28 protein-coding genes and 1 tRNA gene are annotated in these 25027 nt (G+C 64.3%); 15 read left to right on the top strand and 14 right to left on the bottom strand.

Annotated elements, in window-relative coordinates:
* The first annotated feature begins 129 nt into the window (after positions 1-129).
* The 4 genes from BRAD3257_RS20935 (at position 130) to BRAD3257_RS20920 (ending at position 3170) form a co-directional block, all read left to right on the top strand.
* Positions 130-345 carry a hypothetical protein gene (locus tag BRAD3257_RS20935; RefSeq protein WP_122403373.1) on the top strand — a complete coding sequence of 72 codons (216 nt, stop codon included), beginning with the start codon at positions 130-132 and terminating at the stop codon, positions 343-345.
* A gap of 131 nt (positions 346-476) precedes the next feature.
* On the top strand, positions 477-1538 hold the full coding sequence (locus BRAD3257_RS20930) for a glycosyltransferase family 4 protein (protein WP_122403372.1): 1062 nt from the start codon (positions 477-479) through the stop codon (positions 1536-1538).
* Between the two features lie 12 nt (positions 1539-1550).
* Positions 1551-2552 carry a L,D-transpeptidase family protein gene (locus BRAD3257_RS20925; protein WP_122403371.1) on the top strand — a complete coding sequence of 334 codons (1002 nt, stop codon included), beginning with the start codon at positions 1551-1553 and terminating at the stop codon, positions 2550-2552.
* 144 nt (positions 2553-2696) lie between these two features.
* Positions 2697-3170, top strand: coding sequence for a GNAT family N-acetyltransferase (locus tag BRAD3257_RS20920; RefSeq protein WP_122403370.1), 474 nt, complete (start codon positions 2697-2699; stop codon positions 3168-3170).
* Positions 3171-3466: 296 nt separating this feature from the next.
* Here the strand turns inward: BRAD3257_RS20920 and BRAD3257_RS20915 are convergent, their stop codons facing one another.
* The 3 genes from BRAD3257_RS20915 to BRAD3257_RS20905 all read right to left on the bottom strand — a co-directional run bounded on the left by BRAD3257_RS20915 (position 3467) and on the right by BRAD3257_RS20905 (position 6144).
* Positions 3467-3883, bottom strand: coding sequence for a cupin domain-containing protein (locus BRAD3257_RS20915; protein WP_122403369.1), 417 nt, complete (start codon positions 3881-3883; stop codon positions 3467-3469).
* 48 nt (positions 3884-3931) lie between these two features.
* Positions 3932-4675 carry an SDR family oxidoreductase gene (locus BRAD3257_RS20910; protein WP_122403368.1) on the bottom strand — a complete coding sequence of 248 codons (744 nt, stop codon included), beginning with the start codon at positions 4673-4675 and terminating at the stop codon, positions 3932-3934.
* A 392-nt stretch (positions 4676-5067) separates the two neighbouring features.
* Complete coding sequence (locus BRAD3257_RS20905; protein WP_122403367.1) at positions 5068-6144, bottom strand: methyl-accepting chemotaxis protein; 1077 nt, start codon at positions 6142-6144, stop codon at positions 5068-5070.
* A 287-nt stretch (positions 6145-6431) separates the two neighbouring features.
* On the opposite strand from BRAD3257_RS20905, the gene recJ reads away from it, so the two are divergent.
* The 3 genes from recJ to BRAD3257_RS20890 all read left to right on the top strand — a co-directional run bounded on the left by recJ (position 6432) and on the right by BRAD3257_RS20890 (position 10011).
* A complete protein-coding gene (recJ, locus tag BRAD3257_RS20900; RefSeq protein WP_122403366.1) occupies positions 6432-8273 on the top strand; it encodes a single-stranded-DNA-specific exonuclease RecJ in 1842 nt (613 codons plus the stop codon).
* A 33-nt stretch (positions 8274-8306) separates the two neighbouring features.
* Positions 8307-9116 carry an SDR family NAD(P)-dependent oxidoreductase gene (locus tag BRAD3257_RS20895; protein ID WP_162500290.1) on the top strand — a complete coding sequence of 270 codons (810 nt, stop codon included), beginning with the start codon at positions 8307-8309 and terminating at the stop codon, positions 9114-9116.
* 97 nt (positions 9117-9213) lie between these two features.
* Complete coding sequence (locus tag BRAD3257_RS20890; protein WP_122403364.1) at positions 9214-10011, top strand: aldolase; 798 nt, start codon at positions 9214-9216, stop codon at positions 10009-10011.
* A 107-nt stretch (positions 10012-10118) separates the two neighbouring features.
* Here BRAD3257_RS20890 and BRAD3257_RS20885 read toward each other — a convergent pair whose 3' ends face one another.
* A complete protein-coding gene (locus BRAD3257_RS20885; protein WP_122406688.1) occupies positions 10119-11348 on the bottom strand; it encodes a lytic murein transglycosylase in 1230 nt (409 codons plus the stop codon).
* 209 nt (positions 11349-11557) lie between these two features.
* Between BRAD3257_RS20885 and BRAD3257_RS20880 the strand changes: the two genes are divergently transcribed.
* Positions 11558-11809, top strand: a complete 252-nt coding sequence (locus tag BRAD3257_RS20880; RefSeq protein ID WP_122403363.1) for a hypothetical protein — start codon at positions 11558-11560, stop codon at positions 11807-11809.
* A gap of 152 nt (positions 11810-11961) precedes the next feature.
* On the opposite strand, the gene BRAD3257_RS20875 is transcribed toward BRAD3257_RS20880, so the two are convergent.
* Positions 11962-12492: a MarR family winged helix-turn-helix transcriptional regulator gene (locus BRAD3257_RS20875; RefSeq protein ID WP_122403362.1), complete on the bottom strand. Its 531-nt coding sequence runs from the start codon at positions 12490-12492 to the stop codon at positions 11962-11964.
* 54 nt (positions 12493-12546) lie between these two features.
* Between BRAD3257_RS20875 and BRAD3257_RS20870 the strand changes: the two genes are divergently transcribed.
* Positions 12547-13026, top strand: a complete 480-nt coding sequence (locus BRAD3257_RS20870; RefSeq protein WP_122403361.1) for a carboxymuconolactone decarboxylase family protein — start codon at positions 12547-12549, stop codon at positions 13024-13026.
* Positions 13027-13046: 20 nt separating this feature from the next.
* A complete protein-coding gene (locus BRAD3257_RS20865; protein ID WP_122406687.1) occupies positions 13047-13550 on the top strand; it encodes a cupin domain-containing protein in 504 nt (167 codons plus the stop codon).
* A gap of 97 nt (positions 13551-13647) precedes the next feature.
* Here the strand turns inward: BRAD3257_RS20865 and BRAD3257_RS20860 are convergent, their stop codons facing one another.
* From BRAD3257_RS20860 to efp, 3 genes are all read right to left on the bottom strand, one after another.
* Positions 13648-14556, bottom strand: coding sequence for an amino acid ABC transporter substrate-binding protein (locus tag BRAD3257_RS20860; RefSeq protein WP_122403360.1), 909 nt, complete (start codon positions 14554-14556; stop codon positions 13648-13650).
* Positions 14557-14703: 147 nt separating this feature from the next.
* Positions 14704-16305, bottom strand: coding sequence for a peptidoglycan DD-metalloendopeptidase family protein (locus BRAD3257_RS20855; RefSeq protein ID WP_122403359.1), 1602 nt, complete (start codon positions 16303-16305; stop codon positions 14704-14706).
* A 45-nt stretch (positions 16306-16350) separates the two neighbouring features.
* Positions 16351-16917 (bottom strand): elongation factor P, encoded by a 567-nt coding sequence (gene efp / locus BRAD3257_RS20850; protein ID WP_024337831.1) that lies wholly within the window; start codon positions 16915-16917, stop codon positions 16351-16353.
* A gap of 162 nt (positions 16918-17079) precedes the next feature.
* On the opposite strand from efp, the gene epmA reads away from it, so the two are divergent.
* From epmA to BRAD3257_RS20835, 3 genes are read left to right on the top strand one after another with little or no spacing between them, the layout of a single operon-like run.
* Positions 17080-18132: an EF-P lysine aminoacylase EpmA gene (gene epmA / locus BRAD3257_RS20845; protein ID WP_122403358.1), complete on the top strand. Its 1053-nt coding sequence runs from the start codon at positions 17080-17082 to the stop codon at positions 18130-18132.
* On the top strand, positions 18129-19223 hold the full coding sequence (locus tag BRAD3257_RS20840; protein ID WP_122403357.1) for a lysine-2,3-aminomutase-like protein: 1095 nt from the start codon (positions 18129-18131) through the stop codon (positions 19221-19223). Before epmA ends, BRAD3257_RS20840 begins: the two co-directional genes overlap by 4 nt.
* A gap of 43 nt (positions 19224-19266) precedes the next feature.
* Complete coding sequence (locus tag BRAD3257_RS20835) at positions 19267-19518, top strand: hypothetical protein (protein WP_122403356.1); 252 nt, start codon at positions 19267-19269, stop codon at positions 19516-19518.
* Positions 19519-19588: 70 nt separating this feature from the next.
* On the opposite strand, the gene BRAD3257_RS20830 is transcribed toward BRAD3257_RS20835, so the two are convergent.
* The 6 genes from BRAD3257_RS20830 to BRAD3257_RS20805 all read right to left on the bottom strand — a co-directional run bounded on the left by BRAD3257_RS20830 (position 19589) and on the right by BRAD3257_RS20805 (position 24227).
* The gene (locus tag BRAD3257_RS20830) at positions 19589-20674 is read right to left on the bottom strand and encodes a 3-deoxy-7-phosphoheptulonate synthase (RefSeq protein WP_122403355.1); all 1086 of its coding nucleotides are present in this window, start codon (positions 20672-20674) and stop codon (positions 19589-19591) included.
* Positions 20675-20912: 238 nt separating this feature from the next.
* Positions 20913-21491 (bottom strand): HdeD family acid-resistance protein, encoded by a 579-nt coding sequence (locus BRAD3257_RS20825; RefSeq protein WP_122403354.1) that lies wholly within the window; start codon positions 21489-21491, stop codon positions 20913-20915.
* Positions 21492-21565: 74 nt separating this feature from the next.
* Entirely contained in the window at positions 21566-22606 is a 1041-nt protein-coding gene (locus BRAD3257_RS20820; protein WP_122403353.1) for a PrsW family glutamic-type intramembrane protease, read from the bottom strand.
* Between the two features lie 327 nt (positions 22607-22933).
* Positions 22934-23203, bottom strand: a complete 270-nt coding sequence (locus BRAD3257_RS40090; RefSeq protein ID WP_162500289.1) for a hypothetical protein — start codon at positions 23201-23203, stop codon at positions 22934-22936.
* Positions 23204-23300: 97 nt separating this feature from the next.
* Positions 23301-23927 carry a PilZ domain-containing protein gene (locus tag BRAD3257_RS20810; RefSeq protein WP_122403352.1) on the bottom strand — a complete coding sequence of 209 codons (627 nt, stop codon included), beginning with the start codon at positions 23925-23927 and terminating at the stop codon, positions 23301-23303.
* A 225-nt stretch (positions 23928-24152) separates the two neighbouring features.
* Positions 24153-24227, bottom strand: a tRNA-Glu gene (locus tag BRAD3257_RS20805).
* A 227-nt stretch (positions 24228-24454) separates the two neighbouring features.
* Between BRAD3257_RS20805 and BRAD3257_RS20800 the strand changes: the two genes are divergently transcribed.
* Together BRAD3257_RS20800 and BRAD3257_RS20795 are read left to right on the top strand one after the other, a co-directional pair.
* Complete coding sequence (locus BRAD3257_RS20800) at positions 24455-24709, top strand: PilZ domain-containing protein (RefSeq protein WP_122403351.1); 255 nt, start codon at positions 24455-24457, stop codon at positions 24707-24709.
* A gap of 54 nt (positions 24710-24763) precedes the next feature.
* Positions 24764-25021, top strand: coding sequence for a hypothetical protein (locus BRAD3257_RS20795; protein ID WP_122406686.1), 258 nt, complete (start codon positions 24764-24766; stop codon positions 25019-25021).
* Positions 25022-25027 lie beyond the last annotated feature (6 nt).

The following is a 25027-nucleotide window of genomic DNA, read 5'->3' as shown; positions in this document are numbered from 1 at the left end:
CGGGGGGAGCGAGCGCCGACTACCGCGCGCGCCTTGCGCGCAGACTTAGACTTTAGGGAAAAACTGGAAACTTCCGCCGTCGCGACGAGTTGGCGACCCATGAACAATCTCCCACGTCGGAGCTGGAACATGGTCGATGACGGCCCACTACGAACTGCGGTGGACACCGCATGGTGCGTGTACCGCGCCCGGCATCGCGATGTCGATGCTGCGGATGGCCGTCGCTGCCTGCTCGAGCGTCATCTGCAAGGGAGGCGGGAAGCGCGAGAGAGTAACGGCGACGCCCAGGAACTCGCAGCATTCGGGCTTGCCTATCTCGAGCGGCTTTCCGATGACGAATGTTGAGGTTCATTGAGGGTCTCGCCTGTCGCGTGGCGAGCGCAAGCGCGAGGCCGGATTGGACGCTGCTGGCGATTTCGAACCTTCTATCCGCAGCTATCGTGTTCATTCTTCGTTCAGCGGTGTAGCAGGCTCTCATGCGCATCGCCCAGCTCGCTCCCCTGGCCGAAAGCGTCCCTCCGAAGCTCTACGGCGGCACCGAGCGGGTGGTGGCCTGGCTTGTGGATGAGCTCGTCGAGCGCGGCCACGACGTCACCCTCTTCGCCAGCGGTGACTCCCGAACGACGGGCAAGCTCCACCCGGTGTGGCCGCGCGCGCTGCGTCTCGGCCGGAAGGGCACCGATCCGAGTGCAGCCTGCGCGATGCTGCTGGAGGCAATCGCGAAACGAGCCAGAGACTTCGATGTGATCCACGCCCATGTCGACTGGCTGCATCTGCCATTGCTCAGCCGCCTTGGCGTGCCGTTCCTGACAACCCTGCATGGCCGGCTCGATCTGCCTGGGCTGCCTGACGTGGTTCGGCAATTCCCCGATGCGAGGTTCGTCTCGATTTCCGATCACCAGCGCCTGCCGCTTCCGGAGGCGAAATGGATTGGAACGATCCAGCACGGATTGCCTTCGGAGCTGTTGCACGCCTCCTACGGGGCCGGGTCCTATCTGGCGTTTCTTGGCCGTCTCACGGCGGACAAGGGTCCGGAGGACGCCATCCGTATCGCGCACGCCGCCCGGATGCCTCTCCGCATCGCCGCGAAGATTCCGCGCGCCGAGACCGCCTACTTCAGGAAACACCTCGCGCCCCGGATCGACGGCGAGAAGATCCAGCTCGTCGGCGAAGTCGACGACGTGAAGAAGCAATCATTGCTTCGGGGAGCAGCCGCTCTGGTATTTCCAATCGCTTGGCCGGAGCCCTTCGGATTGGTCATGATCGAGGCGATGGCGTGCGGAACACCGGTGATCGCCTATCGCTCCGGCTCGGTTCCTGAGGTCATCGAACACGGCCTGACCGGTTTCATCGTCGAGAGCGAGGAGCAAGCCGTCAAGGCGGTCGGCGAATTGGGCAAGCTGGATCGAAAGAGGGTGCGCGCCCGGTTCGAGGAGCGCTTCACTGCACGCCGAATGGCGCAACAATACGAAGAACGATACCGGGAGCTGATTGCCCCGGCAGCACGAGGACTCGACACGCAGCCGTTGGAACCATGAAAGGAGATGGCAATGTCGCTGACGAAAGCGGGGCAGATTTGCATCTTTCTTGTCTTCGCCTTGGCGGCATTGCCGGCGTTTGGCGCCGAGATGACCGTGGACGCCATCAATTCCGCCGAACCGTCAAAGACGACTCTCTCGAACGACAAGCCCACCCCGGCGGGGGTGCGGCTGCAGGTTCTCTTGGATAGGGCGCATTTCTCGCCCGGCGAGATCGACGGCAGGTTCGGCGAGAATGCCAGAAAGGCGCTCCGGGCCTATACGGAAGCGCAGCAATTGCCGAGTTCGGACGCTCTGACGGATGAGGTCTGGAAGGCGCTGCGGGCGGACGATCGACCGGCGACGATGACCTACACCGTCGCCGAGCAGGATGTCGCGGGCCCGTTCCTGCGCAAGCTGCCATCGAGGATGGAGGAGATGAAGGGCATCCCGAAGCTCAGCTTCACCAGTCCGCGCGAAGCACTGGCCGAGAAATTTCACATGAGCGAGCAGCTCCTGGCGGCGCTGAACCCCGGCCGGCAATTTGACCGCGCCGGCGAGACCATCGTCGTGGTGGACAGCACCCATGGCGGAAGCGCTGCGCCCCCCACCAAGGCCGACAGGATCGAGATCGACAAGCGGCGCCAGACGGTGAAGCTGTTCGACAAATCGAACGTGCTGATCGGGTTCTATCCCGCGACCGTTGGCAGCGAGGAGAAGCCGTCGCCCTCGGGTACGTTCAAGGTCACGGAGATCAGCCGAAATCCGACCTACCGCTACAATCCCGCCTACCACTTCAAGGATGTTCGTTCCCACAGGCCCTTCAAAATCAATCCCGGTCCGAACAATCCGGTTGGAACGGTCTGGATCAACCTCTCCGCCGAAGGCTACGGCATTCACGGAACGCCATCGCCGGGAAAGATTTCGAAGGTTCAGTCGCACGGCTGCGTGCGTCTCACCAACTGGGATGCAGAGCGTGTCGCAGCCAGCGTCTCGAAGGGTACGCAGGTCGCGTTCGTGGATGGTTCGGGCTGACGCGGGACTTCGCGATGGCTATCGCCGACGGCTTGTCGGCCGCATCCCGCTGCAGAGAAAATCACGTCCGGATTGACTCCGCCATGGATTGCTATCAATCCAAATCTGCTGACCCGATAAGGGTACTCCCGGAGCCCACCTCTCATGTTACTCGACGGCGACTTTTGCTTCAGGGCAGCTCGATGCGACGACGCTGCAACGGTTTTCAACATCACTCTGGCATCGATCCGCGGCCTTGCAGCGGCCTCCTATTCGCGGGCGCAGCTGGAGAACTGGATGGGTGAGCGCACGCCGGCGTTTTATGAGGAGCTCATCGCCAGGGGACGAATGACCATATGCTTGCGAAACGGCGTTGCGGTCGGATTTGTCGACGCCGAACCCGGCGAGGTAACCAGGCTGTTTGTCTTGCCCGAAACCGCGGGGTCTGGAATCGGCCGGCGTCTGCTCGAAATCGGTATCGCCCAGGCGCGGTTGGGCCACAACGGACCGATAAGACTCGAAGCGACGATCAATGCCGAAGGCTTCTACCGAAAGTGCGGCTTCCGAAGCACAGGAAGAGGCTATTTCTCCCACGGTCTTGGTGGCGAGCCTATCGAGATCGTGCACATGGAGTTATGAACTCGACATTTCCAACCCGCTTCGGAGCCGCGGCGTCACGCTAATTTCAATCTCGAGAAGGTGTCCAAGGCGGATCTGCCGTTTGTCGCGCCGATCGAGCGGACCAGAGGATACGAAACTTTGGTGGACCGATGGGATGGGGCACTGCATCTGTCGGCAATCGATGACGATCACTGCGAGCGCCTTCTCTGGCGGCATTTGTCGCGGCGAGTTGATCATTGTCTATGCTGACACGCCGCTGCGCCGCCAGGATGACATGGTCATTGCGCGCAGCAACGCGACATGGTCAATCCCTGCTACTTTGCGATCGGCGTCGTCAGCTCCTTGTCGGCTGTATCCACCACGAACACGGCAAGCAGCTTCGCAGGCTCGGTGTCGCTGGCATTGGCACTGACGGCATGGCGGTCGCCGGGCTTTTCAAAGAAGTTCTCTCCCTTGTGAAAGACTTTTGCGGGGCCGTCATTGACCTGACTGCGGATCGCGCCTTCCAGGACCGTGGCATAGATGAAGGCGGAGGGCGCGTGGATGTGGGCCGGCGAGGAGCCTCCGGGACCATACTCGACCAGAACACCCTTCATGCTCTTGCCGGGGACGTTCGGCAGCGCCTGGTCGAACACGACCGACACCTTCGCCGATGGAGCGGCGGGCTCGGCCGCATGGGCGGTCAGGACGGTCGCGGCATGAACCGCCGTTGCGATCAACAATCTCCGCATGGGATTTCCCTCTGCTGCAGCTGGAGTAATGGCAGGACCGACGGAGCCTCAGAGGCTCACGAGCCATGTTGCGAGCGACGTCGTCCCGAGCCGCGCCTCACCGAGCGGGTTCAGCGATGTGTCGTCGATGGGGGCGCCGTAATACAGCGCCGTCGGATCTCCGATCACGGGACGTGTGTCGCCGGACGCCTTCAGGCGACGTGCGATGAATTCATTGAAGGGGGCCTTCTCAGGGCCAGCGATATCGATCGTGCCGTTGAGCGGCCGGCCGGTCGCGACCTCCGCGAGGCGATCGACGACGTCATCGGCCGCGATCGGCTGAAACTGAGCTGTGGGAACGACGATCTTTCCGTCGATCACACCGGCGTCGGCGATGGCCCCGAGGAATTCGAAGAACTGGGTGGCGCGCACGATCGAGTAGGGGACCGAGGCGGACTTGATGATGGTTTCCTGCGCCAGCTTGGCACGGAAGTAGGCGTTGTCGGGTGAGCGGTCGGTTCCGACGATCGAGAGCGCCACGTGATGTTTCACGCTCGCTGCAGCCTCTGCCGCGACGAGATTCTTGCTCGAACGCTGAAAGAAATCGAGCACGGCGGCCGGCTCCCAGGACGGCGCGTTGGCGACGTCGACGACGACATCAGCACCAGCCAGGGCGGCCGCGAGACCTTCGCCGGTCACGGCGTTCACGCCGGATTTCGGCGAGGCTGCCACCGGGTCGTGGCCTTGCCGTTTGAGCTTCGCCACGAGCCTGGATCCGATCAATCCAGTTCCGCCGATCACGACGATTTTCATGGCATGTCTCCTCGTTATTTCGGAGCGCGAGACGATGCAGGCCAAAAGGAACTCACGCTTCTCGCGTCGATCAACGTAATGCGAAGCGACTCTATCCGACCCTTGGCGCAGGCGCTTGCCTGTAACCGACGTGCCTTGCCGGAAAATGCTTTAGAAGCTGGGCTGTGACGTCACGAAATCGGATCGCAAGGGCATCATTCCCTCGGGCCGTGAGCGCAACCTGCGATGATGATAGATTGCCAGTGTTTTGCCCGACGTGTCAAAGCGTCTTGGTGGAGGCGAGGCGGCAACGAAGGCTTTAAAAAACACCAATGAAAACAAACTTCAAGCTACTGTGCATGGGGTTGTTTTCGCGAGTTTTGATCGGGCAGGCGAGATGGCGGCCTCTCGCCTCACGCCGCGCAGATGATCACGCCGTACCAGCCGAGCCCGCGATAGGTCTCGTATCCCGGGGTCGCATGGAACGCGACCAGCGTACCCGTGCGTTCGTGATAGAAGCCGGAGCGCTGGCCGTTCAGCGAGATCGAGATGCGCTCGGTGAGGATGCCCTGGCCGTCGGAGGCCGCGATCACGCGCAAATTCGAATCGACCAGCAGCACACGCGCCTTGTCGCTATCGCCGACGCGGACGCCCTGGACGATGGCGCGGGCCTGTGGCTCCCAGTCGAAATGGATGGCGAGCACGCCGATCGGCGCGCCGCCGGCCTGGCCGCCGGCGCGGACGCTGGCGCAATAGGTCGCGACCTGCGCATTGCCGAGCAGAGGCTGGTTCTCGACGTCGCCGGCGACATAGTCGTCACCGGAGTGCAAGGATCGCGCCTCGCGAAACCATTTGGTGTGAGCGACATTCTGGCCGACGACGCGGAAGCGATCGGCGCGGCCGTTGGCGATGACGTTGCCGTCGAGGTCGCAGAGCCAGAGATCGAGATAGACGGTGTACGCGCCGAGGATCACGCCGAGGCGCTGCGAGGCATGGGAGACGGCCGCCGCGCCAGGCGAGGCCGCGCAATCGACCACGGCGGAGTCGGTCGCCCACCAGCGCACGTCGCAGGTGCGTTCATAGAGATTGCGGTCGATCAGCTCGATCGCATTGAGCGACAGGTCGACCATCCGCTCGCCGCGGGAGCGCTGGCTCATGCGCTCGATCGAGGCGACGAGATCGCCCGTGCGTTTCGTCAATTGGGTTTCGAGCTCGCGGGCGATGGTCTCGACCTGCTGGCCGACGCCGCGCACCTCCTGCGCCACCACCGCAAAGCCGGCGCCTTGCGCGCCGGCGCGCGAGCTCTCGATCAGCGCGTTCAGCGCCAGCATCTTCATCTGGTTGGTGATCTGCTGGATCGACTTGGTCTTGGCGATCGCGATCTGGTTGACCTCCGCGGTGAGGCGGTTGATCAGCGCGGAGATGTCGGAATCATCGTCCGTAGGTTCGGTGGCAATCGGCTTGGCTTTCAGACCCGGCGCAGCAGACATCGGGGACTTCCCTAGGCAATGTGGTCTGATCTGCAATGAACCCGGAACAACAACTTACAGATCGAATACGATTCTTTTTCGAGGATTCCGCCTAACGCCCGCTTAATTTGCCGTTCCGCGGAATGCCTAAATGGTAGTCACTCCGGCCGGTTGGGCGGGCCATCCACCGCTTTGTGTAGCCGGGCCGTTGCAAATCCTGGCCGATTGCCGGCCAATCCTTGAAGCTAGGGACCGTGCGTTCGCGTGATCGCCTGGACCTTCGAGTTCCCATCAACCTGCCTCCTGTCATGACGCCACCCGCCACCGCCTTGCCCATCGAAGTGCCCCAGGCTTTCCTGGGTGTGGCGCGCTCGTTCACAGACAAGCTCTGGCGTGACCGGTTGGACGGGCGCGGAGCGGCCCAGGCGCTCGCCATCGTGCAGCGGCACCGGCTGCCGGAGCTGCTGGCGCGGGTGCTGGCCGGCCGCGGCATCGATATCGAGGCCGTGCCCGATTTTCTCGATCCGACCATCCGAAAGCTGCTGCCGGATCCGTTCACGGTGACAGAGATGGAGGCCGCCGCGAAGCGGATCGCCGATGCGGCGGCGAAAGGCGAGAAGGTCGCGATCTTCGGTGACTACGACGTCGACGGCGCGACCTCGGCGGCGCTGCTCGCCTGGCACCTGCGTCATTGCGGACTTGATCCGCTGATCCACATTCCCGATCGGATATTCGAAGGCTACGGCCCGAACACTGAGGCGGTGCAGTCGCTCGCCGCGAAGGGCGCGACGCTGCTCGTCACCGTTGATTGCGGCACCACCAGCATCGAGCCGCTGGCCGAGGCCAAGCGGCTCGGCATGTCCGTGGTGGTGATCGACCACCACCAATGCGGCCTTGATCTCCCCGAGGTCGACGCGCTGGTCAATCCGAACCGCCCCGATGACCTCTCCGGCCTCGGTCACCTCGCCGCCGTCGGCCTCGTGCTGGTGACCTTGGTCGCGGTCAATCGCGAGCTGCGCCAGCGCGGCTTCTGGAGCAGCGAGATGCCCGAACCCGATCTGCTCGGCATGTTGCATCATGTTGCGCTCGGCACGGTCGCCGACGTGGCGCCGCTGATCGGCCTCAACCGCGCCTTCGTAGCCAAGGGGCTGATCGCGATGCGACGGCGCGACCATATCGGCCATACCGCGCTGATGGACGTAGCGCGCCTGAACGGCCCGCCCGAGGCCTGGCATCTCGGCTTCATGCTGGGGCCGCGCGTCAATGCGGGCGGCCGCATCGGCCGCGCCGATCTCGGCGTGCGGCTGCTGCTCGAAGCCGACAGTGTCGAGGCAGCGCGGATCGCGGCCGAGCTCGACCGGCTCAACAATGAGCGCCGCGTGATCGAGCAGGCGGCGGAAGCGCAGGCCGAGGCCGAGGCACTGGCCTCGATTGGTCTCGAAGACAAGCTCGGCGTCATCGTCACGGCGTCTGAAGGCTGGCATCCCGGCGTCGTCGGTCTCGTCGCCTCGCGTCTCAAGGAGAAATTCTCGCGGCCCGCCTTCGCCATCGCGCTGGAGCCCGGCGGCATTGGCACCGGCTCGGGCCGCTCGATCGCCGGCGTCGATCTCGGCAAGGCGGTGCGGCAGGCGGTTGCCGACGGCATTCTGCTCAAGGGCGGCGGCCACGCGATGGCCGCGGGCGTGACGTTGCGGAAGGAGAAGCTCGCCGAGTTCCGCGCCTATCTCGAGACTGCGCTGGCGCAGGACGTCGCCGAGGCGCGCCATGTCAACGAGCTCTACATCGACGGCGCGGTCTCCGCGCGTGCGGTGACGCCGGAGCTGGCGACGACGCTCAACCGCGCCGGTCCCTTCGGCAGCGGCAATCCGGAGCCGGTGCTGGCGCTGCCGGCGCATCAACTCGTGTTTGCCGACGAGGTCGGGCAAGCGCATCTGCGCCTGCGTTTCAAGGCGGGCGACGGCGCTATCGTCAACGGCATCGCATTCCGTTCGGTCGGCCAGAAGCTCGGCAATGCGCTGCTCGCCAATCGCGGCCAGCAGATGCATGTCGCGGGCTCGCTCTCGGTCGATCGCTACCAGGGCGCCGAGCGCGTGCAATTTCGCGTCGTCGACGTCGCGCTACCGGATCAGGGGCCATCCGTGATTAGATGACAACGGCCTCGAACAACAAAAAAGGGAGTGAACATGGCAGGGCAGGTGGAGGGCAAGGTTGCGCTGGTGACAGGCGGCGCGTCCGGCATCGGCGAGGCGATCGTCGAGCTGTTCGCACGCGAGGGCGCAACGGTCGTCATCACCGACATTGACGAGCTGCGAGGCCCCGAGCTCGCGACGCGCATCACCAAGGCAGGCGGCAAGGCGATCTTCCTGGAGCAGGATGTCACCAGCGAAGAGCGCTGGATCGAGATCGTCGCTGAAGTCGGCAAACGCTATGGCCGGCTTGACGTGCTCGTCTCCAATGCGGGCATCGGCATCTCCGTGCCATCGATCGTCGACATGACGCTCGCTGACTGGCGCAAGCAGAATGCGATCAATCTCGACGGCGTGTTTCTCTCCGTGAAGCATTGTCTGCCCCTGATGCGCAAAACCGGCGGCGGCTCGATCGTCATGATGTCCTCGCTGGCGGGCCTGCGCGGCGCGCCGGGGTTATCGGCCTATTCGGCGACCAAGGGCGGCGTGCGGCTGTTCGCCAAATCGATCGCGATGGAATGCGCGGCTGCTGGCGATGGCATCCGCGTCAACTCTGTTCACCCCGGCATCATCGACACGCCGATCTGGGGTAAGATGCCGACGGGGGCGACCGGCGCCGGTCAGAACGCTCCGATCGATCCGGAGGAGCGCGCGCGGCTCGTCACGCCGCTCGGCCGTGCCGGCCAGGCCACGGAGATCGCCTCCGGCGTGCTGTATCTCGCCTCCGATGCTTCGCGCTATGTCACCGGCAGCGAGCTCGTCATCGATGGCGGCATGAACGCGGGCGGGGTGCCGCGGCGGGCCTGAGGCGCGCAGGGCAGGGTAGCGGTCGCAGGGGCTGACGCGCAGGCGCCGTCCCTGTACAACTCGGAGCCGCTCCCGACCGACAGAGGTATCCTTCGCCATGGCGCACAGCCTTCACGCTTCCTCACCGGCGCCCGCGCCATTCCGGTCCAACCGGCCGGACCTCGCCACCGACGCGATCCGCGCCGCGCGTGAGGATCTCGCCGCCTGCTTCCGCATGGCCGCGCGCAACGGCTTTGAAGAGGGAATCTGCAATCACTTCTCGGCCGTGGTGCCTGGCCATGACGATCTTTTCCTCGTCAATCCCTATGGCTACGCCTTCCGCGAGCTGACGGCGTCAAAGCTCTTGATCTGCGACTTCCACGGCAACGTGCTCGATGGCGAGGGCGTACCCGAGGCGACCGCCTTCTACATCCACGCCGAGATGCACAAGCGCTTGCCGCGCGCCAAGGTCGCCTTCCACACCCACATGCCCTACGCAACGGCGCTGTCGATGACTGAGGGCGATCCACTGATCTGGGCCGGACAGACCGCACTGAAATTCTATGGCCGCACCGCGGTCGACCGGGACTATAATGGCCTCGCGCTCGACAATCGCGAAGGCGCGCGTATCGCCTCGGCGGTCGGCGATGCCGACATCGTCTTCATGAAGCATCACGGCGTGATGGTGCTGGCGCCGACCATCGCGGAAGCCTGGGACGATCTCTATTATCTTGAGCGCGCCGCCGAGGTGCAGGTTCTGGCGATGTCGACGGGCCGCAAGGTGCTGCCAGTCGATCCAGCGATTGCGGCCGCGACCTACAGGCAGATGCGCGAGGGCGATTCCGAATCCGCGCGGCTGCATCTCGCCGCGATCCGCCGGCAGCTCGATGCGGAAGAGCCGCAGTACCGGCACTGAATGTGGGAGGTCATTCCGGGGCGAGGCGAAGCCTCGAACCCGGAATCCAGAGATTGTAGCGCGAGATTCCGGGTTCTGGCTATGCGAGCCCCGGAATGACAAGGTAGCTACGACCCCTGCCGCAGCTTCGCCAGCACCTTCAGCCCGCCATAGCCGTCGGCTGGCACAATCCCGGCGCGCTGCTGAAAATCCTTGATCGCCTTCATCGTGTCGTTGCCGACGCGCCCGTCGGTGCCGCCGGTATCGAAGCCGGCCTTGGTCAGGCGCGTCTGCATCTCCTGTACTTCGGCGAGCGTCAGTGCACGCTCGGAGCCAGGGAAGGGCTGGATAAAGGGTGGGGCTCCCAGGCAGCGATCGCCGAGATGGCAGATCGCCAGCGCATAATTCATGGAAGGGTTGTAGCTCTTCACTGAATAGAAATTTGGCCCCAGCAGGAAGGTTGGTCCGCCCGCAACAGGCGTCCACATCTGCGCGGATGCGTTCGGCTGCGGAAACGGATGGCCATCGGCGCGGGTGACGCCGGCCGCCTGCCACGCCGCATAGGTGCGGCTTCCGCTCATATTGCCGGGCGCGCGCACCTCGTAGCCCCAATGTTCGCCGCGATGCCACTTGCCGCGGTTGACGAGATATTTTGCGGTCGAGCCCAGCGCGTCATCGGGCTTGCCGAACGGCGACACCTTGCCGTCGCCATCATAGTCGATGCCGACATTGAGCCAGACTTCCGGCATCCATTGCGAATGGCCCATCGCGCCGGCCCAGGATCCCCGCATCTCCTCCGGCGTGCTCCAGCCTTTGTCGACGATGCGCAGCGCGTTGATGAGCTCGGTCTCCCAATAAGCCTTGCGGCGCGGTTCGTTCCAGGCCAGCGCTGCGAGCGAGGGAAATACCGGCCTCATGTGATTCTGCTGCACCAGGGGATCGCCATAGGCGGACTCGACGCCCCACAGCGCCAGCAGCGTGCCGCGCTCGACGCCGAAATCGCGCTCGATGCGGGCGAACAAAGATTCGTTGTTCTTCAGCGCGATCTTGCCGTTGATGATGCGCCAGTCCGAGACGCGGCGGTTGATGTATTGCCAGACCTGCTCGTGGAATTCAGGCTGGTTGCGCATCTGCGCGAACACGCTCATGTCCGGCTCGACCCGCCCCATCGCGCGCTGCCATGTCGCGCCGGAAATACCTTTCGCCATCGCGCGTGCACGAAAGCTCTCACGCCATTCGTCGAAGCCCGGAGGCGAGGCGAGAGCGTGCGGCGGGATTGCAAGCAAAGCGGCGGCGCCGAGCGTCGACTGGAGCAGGGCGCGGCGCGTGTGACGTGACGGGGAATCAGCGTGTTTCATGGTGCACATTCTAGCCGGAAAGATGGCGCGTGTGAGTCGGTTCCCGGAACAGCAACGACGCGTGAATTCTGCCTGATTGCGCGGCCGTTCCCACCGGAACAAGTGTCGCACTCCCGCATTCCCTCAACGCCAGGAAGGACGGGAAGATTCGGCCGCGGGGCCGGGCCTGCTTCCGGGATGCAGTCTGTTCATCGAAATTTCGGGGTGGAATGAAGATACGCACGCATGCGGAAAGCCATGTCGTCGAACTCGACGACGGATCGCAATGGAAGATCTTTCCCGGGGACCTCGCGACCACGTTGAGCTGGAAGCCCGAAACCGATTTGCGTCTCGAGCGGAGCGCTGAGCGGACGAGTTCGCACGTGCTGGTGAATACCGCAGATCAAAGCCGTGTGCGGGTGATCCCGGCCGATGAGACCTGGCCGGACGGCGAGGTCAAAAATGCGTTGCGGGGTGGCTAGAGCATCCTCACTCAGTCTAGAGATCGTTCAGATTGCATCGGTAACCAATACTGAGCGACAAGCTTTGTCGTCCGCGAGCCATGCCTCCGCGGCATTCGACAGCGGCACAGGCTTCGTCCCGGATGCGATGAAGGTTGAGACGCTGCCCGCTTCTATTCCTTCTGCAACTCGATTGCCACGTTGGCGAGCCAACGCCGGATCGTGATTTCCGCCTTGTCATCGAGGCCTTTTGCCAAGCGTTTCTCCAGCAGCATCACCCGCTCCCGGCACGCCTTCAGGAGCGTGGCGCCGCGCGGTGTCAGCGTCCACTGCTGGATGCGGCCGTGGACCGGATGGGGCGTCATCGCGATCGCGCCCTCGCGTTCGAGATTGCGGATGATGACGCCGACGGTCTGGGGGGTCAGGAAGGTGAGGCGGGCGACATCGGCCCCTGAGAGGCCCGGATAGGCATTGAGCATCGTCAGCACCGCGAATTGCGGTGAGGTCACGCCGAGATCGGCGAGCATGCGCTCCATCTTCAGCCGGACCGCGGCGTGAGCCTGGCGCAGAAGATAGCCGAGATAACCTTGCTCGCCGCGTTTGCCTTCGCCGGGCGCGGGAATATGCACGGCGCCGCCGTCGGCACGTGCTGGCGTCTTGCGGGCGGTTTTCGATCTTGCGGTCGCAGCGGTCTTGCGCGCCATATCAGAGCTCTTATAATAAGTAAGTACACTTATAATAAGACGAGGTGAATCGCAATGTCACACGCCCGCAGCGAGTACGAGGATTTCAAGAAGATCGCGCCCGATGTGTATGATCTGCTGCTGGCTCTGGGCCAGCTTGCGGCCAAGGCCGGCCTGGACAAGCAGCTGCTCGAGCTGGTCAAGCTGCGTGCCTCGCAGATCAACGGCTGCGCCTTCTGCGTGCAGCACCATGTCCTGCTGTCGGAACGGATCGGCGTTCCCGTCGACAAGCTCCACCTCGTCGCGGTCTGGCGCGAGGCGCCGATCTTTTCGCCGCGCGAGCGTTGCGCGCTGGCCTGGGCCGAGGCGCTGACCTGTCTGCCCGACGGCGTCAGCGAGGAGGTCTACGCCGAAGCCTCTGGCGAATTCTCCGAGACTGAGCTGGCGTACCTGACGTCGGCGGTCGTCTCCATCAACGCCTGGAACCGCTTTGGCGCGGCGTTTCGCTGGACACCTGCAATGCGGCCGGCCGCCGCCGCCGCCGCTGCATCCTGATGGAGACAGGGGAGATCGCGATGACAGTCATGAGTGTTTCTGCCGCGCGGCGTCCGGCGCCGTCACGTTCGACGGCGCTTGCCGTCATCGCAGGGCTCGCCTGCGCGCTTGCGATCGGCAGAGCGCTGCCGGTGACGATGGACACCGTCTCAGGCGTGCTGACCCCGCTTTGCGCAACGGCAGCGGAGAGCTCGCCTCTCGACAAGGTCGAGCCGATCGGCTCCTACGCGCTTCCGAACGTCCCGGGCAAGCGCGTGACCATCGTGCGTGTGTCCTATGGTCCGGGCGGGTTTTCGCGGCCGCATCGTCACGCGGGCTCGGTTACGGCCTACATCACCAAGGGCGAGATCCGCTCGCAACTCGGTGGCGGTCCGGTCGAGACGTTCGGCGTCGGCCAGTCGTTCTTCGAGCCGCCGGGCTCGACGCATCTCGTATCGGCGAACGCGAGCGCAACGGAGCCTGCGGAATTGATCGCAGTGTTCGTGGCGGACGAAGGCGCGCAGCTCACGACCTATCTGGATTGACGCTACCCACGGGTGAAGGCAGCGACGCCCGGGGCCGTCGTCGCGAAGGTCCCGGACGTCTCTCTCATCCGGGCCACGCATCGAGCGGGCTCTCTCGTCAGCCCCCATACGATGCGGGGTCGGGATTGTCCGACGGGTGCTCGAACGACTTCTTCATCGAGACGGGCATCGGTACGTGGAAGTTCAGTCCGCGGGGCGGCACCGGCTCCATGAACCATTTGTTGTAGATCTTCTCGATCTCCGGGCTCTTGTAGAGTTTTGCGGTTGCACGATCGACCACTGCCTTGAACGGCACGTCATCCTTGCGCAGCATGATGCCGTAGGGTTCGGGATCGGAAAAAGCGCCGGTGCTGATGGCATAGAGCGACGGATCCTTCGCCGAGGCGATCATGGCCGCAAGCTGGATGTCGTCCATGACGAAGGCCTGCGCGCGGTCGGTCTCGACCATGAGGAACGCCTCCGGGACATCCTTGGCGTTCATCACGGTGATCCCGAGCGACCGGGCCGCATTGGCCTTGTTGAGCTGGGTGATGTTGGTGGTGCCGGAGACCGAGACGACGGCCTTGCCCTTGAGGTCATCGACCTGGTCGAGCTTTGAAGCCTTCTTCGACACGAAGCGGCTTGCCGTGAGGAAATGGGTGTTGGTGAACCAGACCTGCTTCTGGCGCTCGGCATTGTTGGTCGTTGAGCCGCATTCGAGATCGATGGTGCCGTTGGCCATCAGTGGAATGCGGCTGGACGAGGTGACCAGGTTCTCGTTGACCGCGAGCTTGTCCAGCTTCAGCTCGACTTTGATCTCCTCGACGATCTTCATGCAGATGTCGATGGCATAGCCGATGGTTTTCTGCTTCTCGTCGATATAGCTGAAGGGTACGGCACTGTCGCGCACCCCGAGCGTGATCGCGCCGGTCTCCTTGATCTTCTTCAGTGTACCGGTCAATTCCTCCGCATGAGCCGGCACGGCCAATGCGACGGCCAGAACGACTGCCGTGGTGAGACAACGCATGTGCTTCCCTTCTTCCAGTTTGCCCAGCGGGAGCCAAGCAATTCCGGGGCCAGAGAAGGCGCGATGTTTTGGAGGTGACCTGACGCCGATCCGGCCAGTTCCGCGCGTGCATGAGACGGGAAGCTGCGCGGTGAGGCGCGAATTGCCTCAATTCTCCTCGCCGCTCGATCCCTCGCGCAGGTCCGGCTTGAGCACGTCTTCGGGCAGCGCATGCGCCACAGGCTGCGAGGCTCCCGCAATGTCCGGCCCGACCTCGCGGCCGCGGGCGTGGATCAGGCGCTCATAGGCAGAGACTAGCGTGACGTAGGGGCTGACCCAGATCCAGCCGTCGCGGGTGAACACCTGGACGTCGAAATGCAGGTGCATCGACGTGCCGGCAGGATGGTCGAGATAATTCGAGATCACGCCGATCTTCTCGCCTTCGCTGACGACACGGCCATTGAGCACGCCATCGGCGTTCATCGCCTGCGGATTCATGTGCATGTAGCGGAAGCGGATGTGCTCGGTGCGGCTGTTGACTTGAAGCGTCGCGGCCTGGTCCTTGGCTGCGCGGATCACGATCGCATCGCGTACGGCGACGACACCGCGCTGCTTGGGATCGCAGGGCGCGCGGCCTTCACCGGGCGGCGGGCAGTCGGCGGCGCGGATGTCCTCGCCCTGGTGGCCGTAGCCTCCACCACATTGCCACACCTCGAAACTGCGTGACTCGCAGAAATTGTCGCGCCAGGGATAGGTGGTCAGACCTTCGCTCTTGTCGCGCTTGCCATAGGATTGCGAACGCACGAAAGCGGGCGCCTTCTCCAGCGGAAAGCGGATCTGGGCATACGCGATTGTGTCGGAATGGCCGGCCTGCTTGCGGTAGCCGGTGTTCGGGATGATGTCACCGCTCGGCCTGTAGCTGAAATCCGGCGAACGCGCCGCGGGGCGATCGATGACATTGGAGGTAATGTCCGTCAGCGGCCGCATGCGCTGGCCGCCTGCGACGCGCAGCGCCTTCAGGAAACGCTCGGCAACCGGATAGGCCTCCTTGCAGGCGAGTCGCCGCGGCCTGGCAACGCTGTCGAGGCACTGAATCGACACCACATAGGCGACCCCGAAACGGGTGAAGGCGTAGCGAACATAGCCTTCCCGGATGAACTTGCGCAGATCCGGGTAGATTGCTGCGAGCATCTTGACTGGCTCGCCTTTGCCCCCAGAGGGATCGGCGATGTCGTAGACGAGCGCCGAGCCCGTGATCTGCACCTCGACGGGCCTTGCGAACACCCGGCTCGGCATGCCCTCGCCGGCGCCGGGCTCGAGCGAGAAGGTCGCGCTGTAGCCAGCGGGGCCGGCATCGAACATGTCGACGGGATTGAAATCAGCCTGGTAGCGCGACAGCGCGAGCGTCGCCGGCGCGCCGCTGCGTTGCGCCTCAAGGTACGCGGCAGCATCGAACGGCAGCAGCACCGGCACGGGACTTCGGGTAATGCCGGTGAAAAAGCGCGAGGAGATCGCGTTGAGCTGCACCAGTGCGGGCATCGCGCGCGGATCGTAGCGCGGCACCGAACGGCGGGGTGCGAAGATGAAGTCGCCCGCTATCTGCGGGCGGCTGTTGATCTCGACACGGAGTTGGTCGAGCGCCGCGCGCCAGTCGACGCGCAAGGCGGTGAGCGAGGGGCTGCGGAATTCATCCGCAGCAAGCGGCGCGGCAATGAGGAGCGACAGCGACGCAAGAAGAAGCGAGACGAAGCGGAAACTCTTCCTGCCCACTGCCTCGCCCCCCGGCGGTACTCGTTCCGATCCTCGATTGCTCGCTCAGTCCTTGGCGCGCTCGGCGTAGGAGCCGTCTTCAGTCATCACCACCACGCGGGTGCCGACCGTGATGTGCGGCGGCACGGTGGTGCGCACGCCGTTGGAGAGAACCGCGGGCTTGTAGGAGGAGGAGGCGGTCTGGCCCTTGGTCACGGGCTCGGTCTCGACCACCTCCAGCGTCACGCGCTGCGGCAAGGCGATCGCCACCGGGTTGGTGTCGTGCATGGACAGCTTGACCGTCATGCTCTCCTGGAGATATGCGGCGGCGTCGCCGACGACGTCCTTGGAGACCTGGACCTGGTCGTAGGTCTCAGGGTTCATGAAGTGGTAGCCGTCGCCATCCTCATAGAGGTAGGTGTAGTTGCGCTCTTCTATCGTGGCCTTTTCGACCTGATCGGTGGTCTTGTAGCGTTCGGAGATCTTTACCCCGTCCGAGATTCGGCGCATTTCGATCTGGCTGACCGGGGTGCCCTTGCCGGGATGGATGTTCTCGGCACTCACGACGACATAAAGTTTGCCGTCTTGCTCGATCACGTTGCCCTTGCGAATAGAACTGGCGATGACTCTCAAAGCTGTATTTCCTGCTTGCTTGCCCCGGCACCAGCCAGGACGTGGTCAAATTGATGGGGGACTTGGGGCCTCAAATCGGACTTCGGCGCCCGTTTCGGGCCGCAACATACTGATTTTGCCGTTGGATGCCAGCACTTTGCTGCTGGTTGGGGCAGTCGGTTAATGGCTGGGGACAAGCCGATCTCGCCGTTCTGGTCGCCCTCGCGGCACCTCGACCGTCGGCCGTTCCTGCAGGCCAGGGGCGCCGTGACCGGAGCTTTGCGGGGCTTTTTTGCCGAACAGGGCTTCGTGGAGGTCGAAACGTCGGTCCTGCAGGTCTCCCCGGGCAATGAGACCCATCTGCACGCCCCCCGGACCGAGATCATGCGGCCCGACGGCAGCCGGGCCAGCCGATACCTGCGGACCTCGCCGGAATTTGCCTGTAAGAAGCTGCTGGCGGCAGGCGAGACGCGGATTTTCGAGTTTGCTCGGGTGTTCCGGGACCGCGAGCGGGGCGACCTGCATCTGCCCGAATTCACCATGCTGGAATGGTACCGGGCAGGCGCTCCCTACGACACCATCATGGCCGATTGCGTCGTTGTGATCGCCCGTGCGGCGCAGGCGACCGGGATCGGGACCTTCTCCTTCCGCGGCCGGACTGCCGATCCCTTCGCCGAGCCGGAGCGCCTGACGGTGGCGGGCGCTTTCGAACGCTTCGCCGGCATCGACCTGCTGTCGACAATTTCGGGCGGCGAGGGTAACCGTGCCGCGCTCGCCGAGGCGGCGCGCGGCAAGGTGCGTGTGGCCGACGACGACACCTGGTCCGACATCTTCAGCAAGGTTCTGGTCGAGCATGTCGAGCCGCGTCTGGGGCAGGGGCGTTTGACCATTCTGTTTGAGTACCCATCTCCAGAGGCGGCGCTGGCGCGGGTGAAGGCGGGCGATCCGAGGGTCGCCGAGCGTTTCGAGGTCTATGCCTGCGGCGTCGAACTCGCCAACGGCTTTGGCGAACTGACCGATGCCGAGGAGCAGCGAAAACGCTTCACGGAATCGATGACGGAAAAGCAGCGCCGCTACGGCGAAGCCTATCCGCTCGACGAGGACTTTCTGGCTGCGGTGGCCGCAATGCCGGAGGCGAGTGGCATCGCACTCGGCTTCGACCGGCTGGTCATGCTGGCGAGCGGCGCAACACGAATTGATCAGGTGGTGTGGACACCGCCTGCGGATGAGAGATGACGAAGACGAATCTTGCACGCACTCTGCGTGAGCCTGCCGAGCTGGTGGCCGAGGGCCTGGCTCCCGCATCGGCGCTGCCGGCGCTCGAACGCGTTGCCGCGCGCTATGCCGTGGCGATCACGCCGGATCTGGTCGAGCTGATCGAGACGACCGATCTCGATGACCCCATCGCGCGGCAGTTCGTTCCGACCGCAGCCGAGCTGGACCTGACGCCGGGCGAGAACGCTGACCCGATCGGCGACCATCCGCATTCGCCGGTTCCCGGGATCGTGCACCGCTATCCCGACCGCGTGTTGTTCAAGCTCGTTCACGTCTGCGCGGTCTATTGCCGGTTCTGCTTCCGCCGCGAGATGGTGGGGCCCGGCAAGGAGAACGCGCTGTCGGACAGCGCCTATCGCGCGGCGATCGACTACATCCGCTCGCATGGCGAGATCTGGGAGGTGATCCTGACGGGCGGCGACCCCCTGATGCTGTCGCCGCGGCGGATGAGCGAGATCATGGCCGACCTCGCGGCAATCGATCACGTCAAGATCATCCGTCTTCACACCCGCGTACCCGTGGCCGATCCCGCGCGCGTCAGCGAGGAGATGATTGCGGCGCTGAAGGTCGAGGGAGCCATCACCTGGGTCGCGCTACATGCCAACCATGCGCGGGAGCTGACCGGAACGGCGCGCGCCGCCTGCGCGCGTCTCATCGACGCCGGCATTCCCATGGTGAGCCAGTCCGTACTTTTGCGCGGCGTCAATGACAACATCGCCGCTCTGTCGAATTTGATGCGAGCTTTCGTCGAATGCCGGATCAAGCCCTACTACCTGCATCACGGTGATCTCGCGCCCGGCACCGGGCATTTGCGAACGACGCTGGCCGAGGGACAGGATTTGATGCGGCAGTTGCGCGGGCGGGTGTCGGGGTTGTGTCAGCCTGACTACGTCATCGATATTCCCGGCGGCGCCGGCAAATCACCGGTCGGACCAAATTATGTGTCGGAGGCACGAAATATCGCGGACGATGCGCGTGAAGCGGGAGCCGAAACGCGCTATCGTATCGTGGATTATTGCGGCGATGTTCATCTCTATCCGCCCGAAAGATGAGCGGGGCTGAAATGCGAGCCGGTTGGAGAATGGAGAAGCGGACATGAAAAAGATCATGCTGGCAGCATCGCTCGTGGTCTTGCTCGGCGGCGCTGCGGTCGCACAGACAGGCGGCTCCAAGGGTTCGACATCCGGCGGCGGCCCGGGAACGGTGTTGCCGGCGCCCGTCGGCCACCGCCAGCCGCGCGCGGCCGATGTGCCGAGTGAGAAGAATCTGAGCAATCCGAGCACTCCCGCGAACAAGGAAGATGCGGAGCTCGATCGCAAGATCAAGAGCATCTGCCGCGGCTGCTGATTGCTTCACCTCTCCCCGGCGGGGCCCCCGGCGGGGAGAGGTAAGCAAGCCAACTTAGCCGCGTCATTTCTCAGGCCGACCGTTCGTGGCGCCCTGCGCGCTGGGTGTTGCGGCGGATCTCGACCGCGTCGGCGAGCTGCTCGAGCGCGGTTGCCGTGGTCGCCCAGTCGATGCAGCCGTCGGTGATGCTCTGCCCGTAAGTGAGCGGCTTGCCAGGCACCACGTCCTGACGGCCGGCGACGAGGTTGCTCTCGATCATCACACCCATGATGCGGCTCTCGCCGCCCGAGATCTGACCAGCGATATCGGCCATCACCAGCGGCTGGTTCTCCGGCTTCTTGCTCGAATTGGCATGGCTCGCATCGACCATCACCAGCGGCGCGACGCCGGATCTGGTCAATTCATTGCAGGCGGCCGCAACGCTTGCCGCATCGTAGTTCGGCTTGCTGCCGCCGCGCAGGATGACGTGGCAATCCTCGTTGCCGGCGGTCGAGGCGATCGCCGAACGGCCGAGCTTCGTCACCGCCATGAAGTGATGCGGATGCGAGGCCGACTTCACCGCGTCCGCTGCGATCCGCACATTGCCGTCGGTGCCGTTCTTGAAGCCGACCGGGCAGGACAGCCCCGAGGCCAGCTCGCGATGGATCTGGCTCTCGGTCGTCCGCGCACCGATCGCGGCCCAGGAGACGAGGTCTGCGATGTATTGCGGCGTCGTCATATCAAGGAATTCGGTGCCCGCGGGGAGGCCGAGATTGTTCACCGCCGACAGCACGTTGCGCGCCAGCCTCAGGCCCTTGTTGATGTCGAAGCTGCCGTCGAGATCGGGGTCGTTGATGAGGCCCTTCCAGCCGACCGTGGTCCGCGGCTTCTCGAAATAGACCCGCATGACGATCTCGAGCTGGTCGGCAAGGTCTTCGCGCAGGCGTGCAAGGCGCTCGGCGTAGTCGAGCGCCGCCTTGGGATCGTGCACCGAGCAGGGGCCGACCACGACCAGCAGGCGGTCGTCCTGGCCGCTCAGGATGGCGTGGATGGCGTTGCGGGCGGCCATCACCACGCGCGTTGCGGTGAGCGTGCGCGGAACCTCCCGCATCACCTCTTCCGGCGTGCTCAGTTCTTTCAGTTCACGGATACGAAGATCGTCGGTCGTGCTCAGCACGGCGGGCTCCTGTCTGTGTTGGAAACCTGCCGGCCAATAAAAAAGCCGCCAGGTCTGGCGGCTTGTTCGGACGTTTGCTGCAATGTGTCAGATTGAGCGCGATCCTCCCGCCGCCAGCGAGCTGTCGTAGCTAAAGTACCAAAAATAGCTGGTGGCGACGGTGATCATGGCAGGCCATATAGCGTGCCGCTGGCGGATTGTCACCCCCAAAAAAATGCGCGGGAGGCGATGATGCGTCTCAGGTGTTGCTCTTGCGCGCCGCCAGCGCCATGCCGGTCAGGGTGGCGCCACCGAACAGCAGGTTGATACCGACGAGCACGCCGATCGCCCATTCTGCCGAGCTCGGCAGTCCCGTGATCACCATGAACGAGATCGCGATGTCGATGAGGCCCGAGATCAGGAGCCATGACCAGCGGCTGCTCAGCTCGCGGCGGTGCTCCAGTGCGTACATGATAGTGGCAACGCCCTCGGCGAGGAAATAGGCGCCGAGCACGATGGTCAGCGTCAGCACGGCCTGCATCGGCCGGGCCAGCAGCAACATACCGGTGAGCACGGCCAACGCGGCCGAGATCAGCGACCACCAGAAGCCTGGCGTGCTGCGCGCCCAATAGGTCGCGATCAGTCCGCCGATACCGCTGATCAGGAACATCCAGCCGAGGAAGATCGTGGTCGCAAGACTCGCGAGCGGCGGAAGGATCAATGCGGCGACGCCGAGAACCACAAGGAGGATGCCTTCGAACAGGAAGGCCTTCCAATGCGCCTCGACCGCCTGGCTCATCGCGGATTGCAGCCGTGAAAATTCCTCAGGCGATGTCATGATGGCCTCGATCTCGAAAGCCGTTCCATGCGGTCCAATCTAGTAGGTGTGCACCGCGCTTGCCATCCCGCGCCTCAGCCACCGCCCTGCATTGAGGAAAAACCTTCACCACTCGTGCGAATGCGGTTGCGGCCGAGAATGTAGATCGCCGTTGTGACAATCAGAAGCGCGAGGCCGAGCAGGATCGAGACGAAACCAATCGGGATCAGCGCCAGCGTCAGGTTGCGTTCGGGGTTGATCAGCCAGTGGTGGATCGAGGTCAGCACGAAGGCGAGCCCGACAAAGCCGATGCCGCCGCCGGCAAGCAGCAGCGCCCACATCCGCCGCAACTGGCTGAGCCGTTCGCGTGCCACATCAGTCCGCGGCGCATGATGGCGCGCGACGCGCCGGACCAGGCGGATGGCGAAGGCAATCGAGCTGAAGCCGATCAGGAGGCTCGCCGCGCCCAGCCACATGCGAAGCGTCGGATCCAGGTCGGGCATTCTTTGCAGGGTCAGTAGCGGGAAATCGAAGGCCGAATGCAGCGCGAGCGGGCCGGCGAAGATCAACAGCCGGCTGGAAAAACGGGCCCAATCGCGATGGTGGCGGTTGGCGCCCAGTGCCGTGCCGGCGCGCGCGATCGTCAGGTAAGCGCCCGCAATGATGCCGAGCGCGCCGTGGAATGGCACAGTCAGCACGCTGCGCAGAGCGGCCAGCGAGCGCCACATCTCCGCGTGCTGGACCAGATAAGCGAGGTTCTCATAGGCGGCGAAGCCGAGGCCTACCGCGGCGCCATAGACCACGGTGTCCATCGGATTGGCAAAAGTCCGCCGCTTGGTCGAGGAGACCAGCACGATGGCGATCACCTTGACGGCCTCCTCAGGCAGCGCGACGCCGAAGATCGAATGCATGGCCAGCGCCGCCCAGGGGTCGTCGGGGGCGGCGACCATTTTGGCGAAGGGGGCGCGGGCGAGACCCAGCAGCGAAATGCTGGCCGCACCTAACAAGAACGCGGTCCAGACCTGGGTCGGCGGTCCGGGGCGCTCTTCGGCGGCAATGACAAGCCACAGCATTAGCAGCGCCGGGGCGACGGCGGCAGTTCCAAGGACAGTGGGGAGCGCTTCAATCAGGTACATCGGCGCCGAAGATAGGTTCCCTTGTTCCGCTTATCTACGTTCAACGATGCGACCATGTGTCATGCGCCTGCTGGCGGTGCGCTTAGCGCGCGCGACAGCTTCCGTTCATCGACGCCCGGACCAAGAATAGAAGCGCAATCAATTGCATGACAAAGAATGCTCGTCATCCATCGCAACAACAATGCGCCCGACATGGGATCGGGATTCGGCAAGCCAGATCAAGGAAGTGCGTGGGTTTCTTCGCTTCCCGGCGCACTTGTCCTGACGGCAGCACCGCGGGGCATGCGCCGGCGGTAGTGGCCCAGTGATGGCCCGCCCTTTTCCGGCTCAGTGCGTGGTGATCGTCGGCGCGTCGGGGGCGACGTCGAAGGCGCCGAGATGGAACTCCTCGCCGGCCGACTCATGTGATTCGGAATGCTGCGCCAGCAGCGTGAACGCGGCCTGTGGGTATCGCTTCCAGATCTCGAGATCGCCGGCCGTGATGGTGAGCCAGCCGAACGTGTACATGTAGCGTCCGGGCTCGGTCACCCGGCCGACCCTGTCCCAGGTGATCTTACCAACTTTGATCTTATCAACTGTGATCTTGTCGACTGCCATTCGGTCCCCCGATCGCAAGTCTGCAAAATGACGTCCGGCCCGCGGCACGGACGCGCAAAGGCTGATCCGGCATTGGGGCCGCTATAGGGCGGCGAGGTCAGGCCGACTTCAGCAAGTGCGTGCGGACGATCAGGCGGTTGAGGTCGTCCCGGTTCTGCTTTTCGGCGAATTTGACCGCAAAGCCGTGGTCGAACTTGCGGATCACCCGCCCGACGCAGGCGCCGACCGCGAGCGCGGTTCCGAGCGGCGGATCGTACTCTGAGGACACCGCGACGCCGGCCGTCGAGACGTCGATGATGAAGCACGGGTGACTGCTGCCGTCGGCGAGAGTGAGGACGGTGTGCGAGACCTGCGGAACGAAACGCGCGTCACGCCGCAGCTCGCGAACGCTGGCATCCTTTTGCTTCTTCTCGAGCCAGGTCAGCTTCTCCGACATCCAGGCGCGCCGCGTCCGCGTCATCTCGAGCTCCATCAGGAAGCCCGCCTTCAACGTCGCGCTGATGGTGCACTGGAGTTCGCCGAAATCCTGGAAGTAGGAGGTCACGCGTTCGCCGACCTTGCCGACGACAGGCACGTCCACGATCATCCGGAAAGGCGAGACACGCTTGGTGCGGCAGGCGAAGCTGCGGAGCTTGCCTTCGCAATCGTACCAGCGGGGCAGCGAATAGCTGCCGCTCACCGCAAGGTCCACTGCTCGCTGTCTGAGGAACTCTGCGACGGACATGAACGCAAACCGGGGTTTTGGGGGATTTCCGTATTCCCACGGTAGCGGCCAAACTCTAAGCAAATGATACCAGCGTGCATGAGCAGGGGTAAATTTCCGGTTAACCCCAGGCGCCACTGAGCCACCGCGTGATCGCAGAGGTCGAATAGTCGCAGGCGAGGTCCGTGCCTACTCGAAGCAGCTTTCCAACTCAGGTGTTTCGGCGATGAGGAGCGGCGGCAGATTTGGCGCTCCCTAGCGGAATCGAACCGCTCTCTCCACCGTGAAAGGGTGGCGTCCTGACCGATAGACGAAGGGAGCAAACGCAGGGCCCCGCCGCTTTCCGCGGCACGGCCGCTGGCCGGCCGAGCAGTGCCCGGCGGCTTGCAGCGGGCGAACGTATAGTGGCCTTTGCGCTCCCGGGCAAGCCATTCGGGAACGGACTTTTGGCTCCGGTGGACGGCGCCGGCTCCGGGATCATCCGGAGGCGATTTCAACGGTTTGTTAGGGTTCCCTGCGTAGCGCTGGACAGGGGAGATTTTTCGCCAATGCCACCGCCGAAGAAGCGCGCAGCCCGCAAGCTGCTGTCGCGGCACGCCTGGATCACGCTCGACGGCGGCTTCGCCGCGCGGCATTGCCTGGTCCAGGACATTTCGGATACGGGCGCCAAGATCACACTGGACGAGGACGCGAGCCAGCTTCCGGGCGTGATCCGAATGGCCTTCGCACGCGACGCGCGCACCGGGCGGAGCTGCCAGGTGGTGTGGCGCCGCGGCAAGTCGGCCGGCGTCAAGTTCATCTGATCACGGACGCGGACGCCGATGGCGCGCAGCGCCGGTCCGGGCTACAAGGCGGTGATGCGCACGCCGCTCCTCATCCTGATCTCGTTGCTGGTCACGTCCGCGACTGCGGCTGAGAGCTTGCGCCTGCCGCCTGCCGAGCGGCCGCAGGCGGGCAAGGAGACCGGCAAGGCGCTGCCGCTCGCGGGCACGGCCGGGACGGCGAGGACAGGATCCTGCGCCTCCTACGGCCCGCGCTTCGTCCTGGTCGAGGGCACCGGCACCTGCGTCAAGATTGGCGGCGCGATCAGCATCGACACCACCATCCGGCGCTGATGTGCC

It is taken from the genome of Bradyrhizobium vignae (genome assembly GCF_900324035.1).
GTDB classification, from domain to species: Bacteria; Pseudomonadota; Alphaproteobacteria; order Rhizobiales; family Xanthobacteraceae; genus Bradyrhizobium; species Bradyrhizobium vignae.
This window is presented reverse-complemented; position numbering and strand designations above follow the sequence as displayed.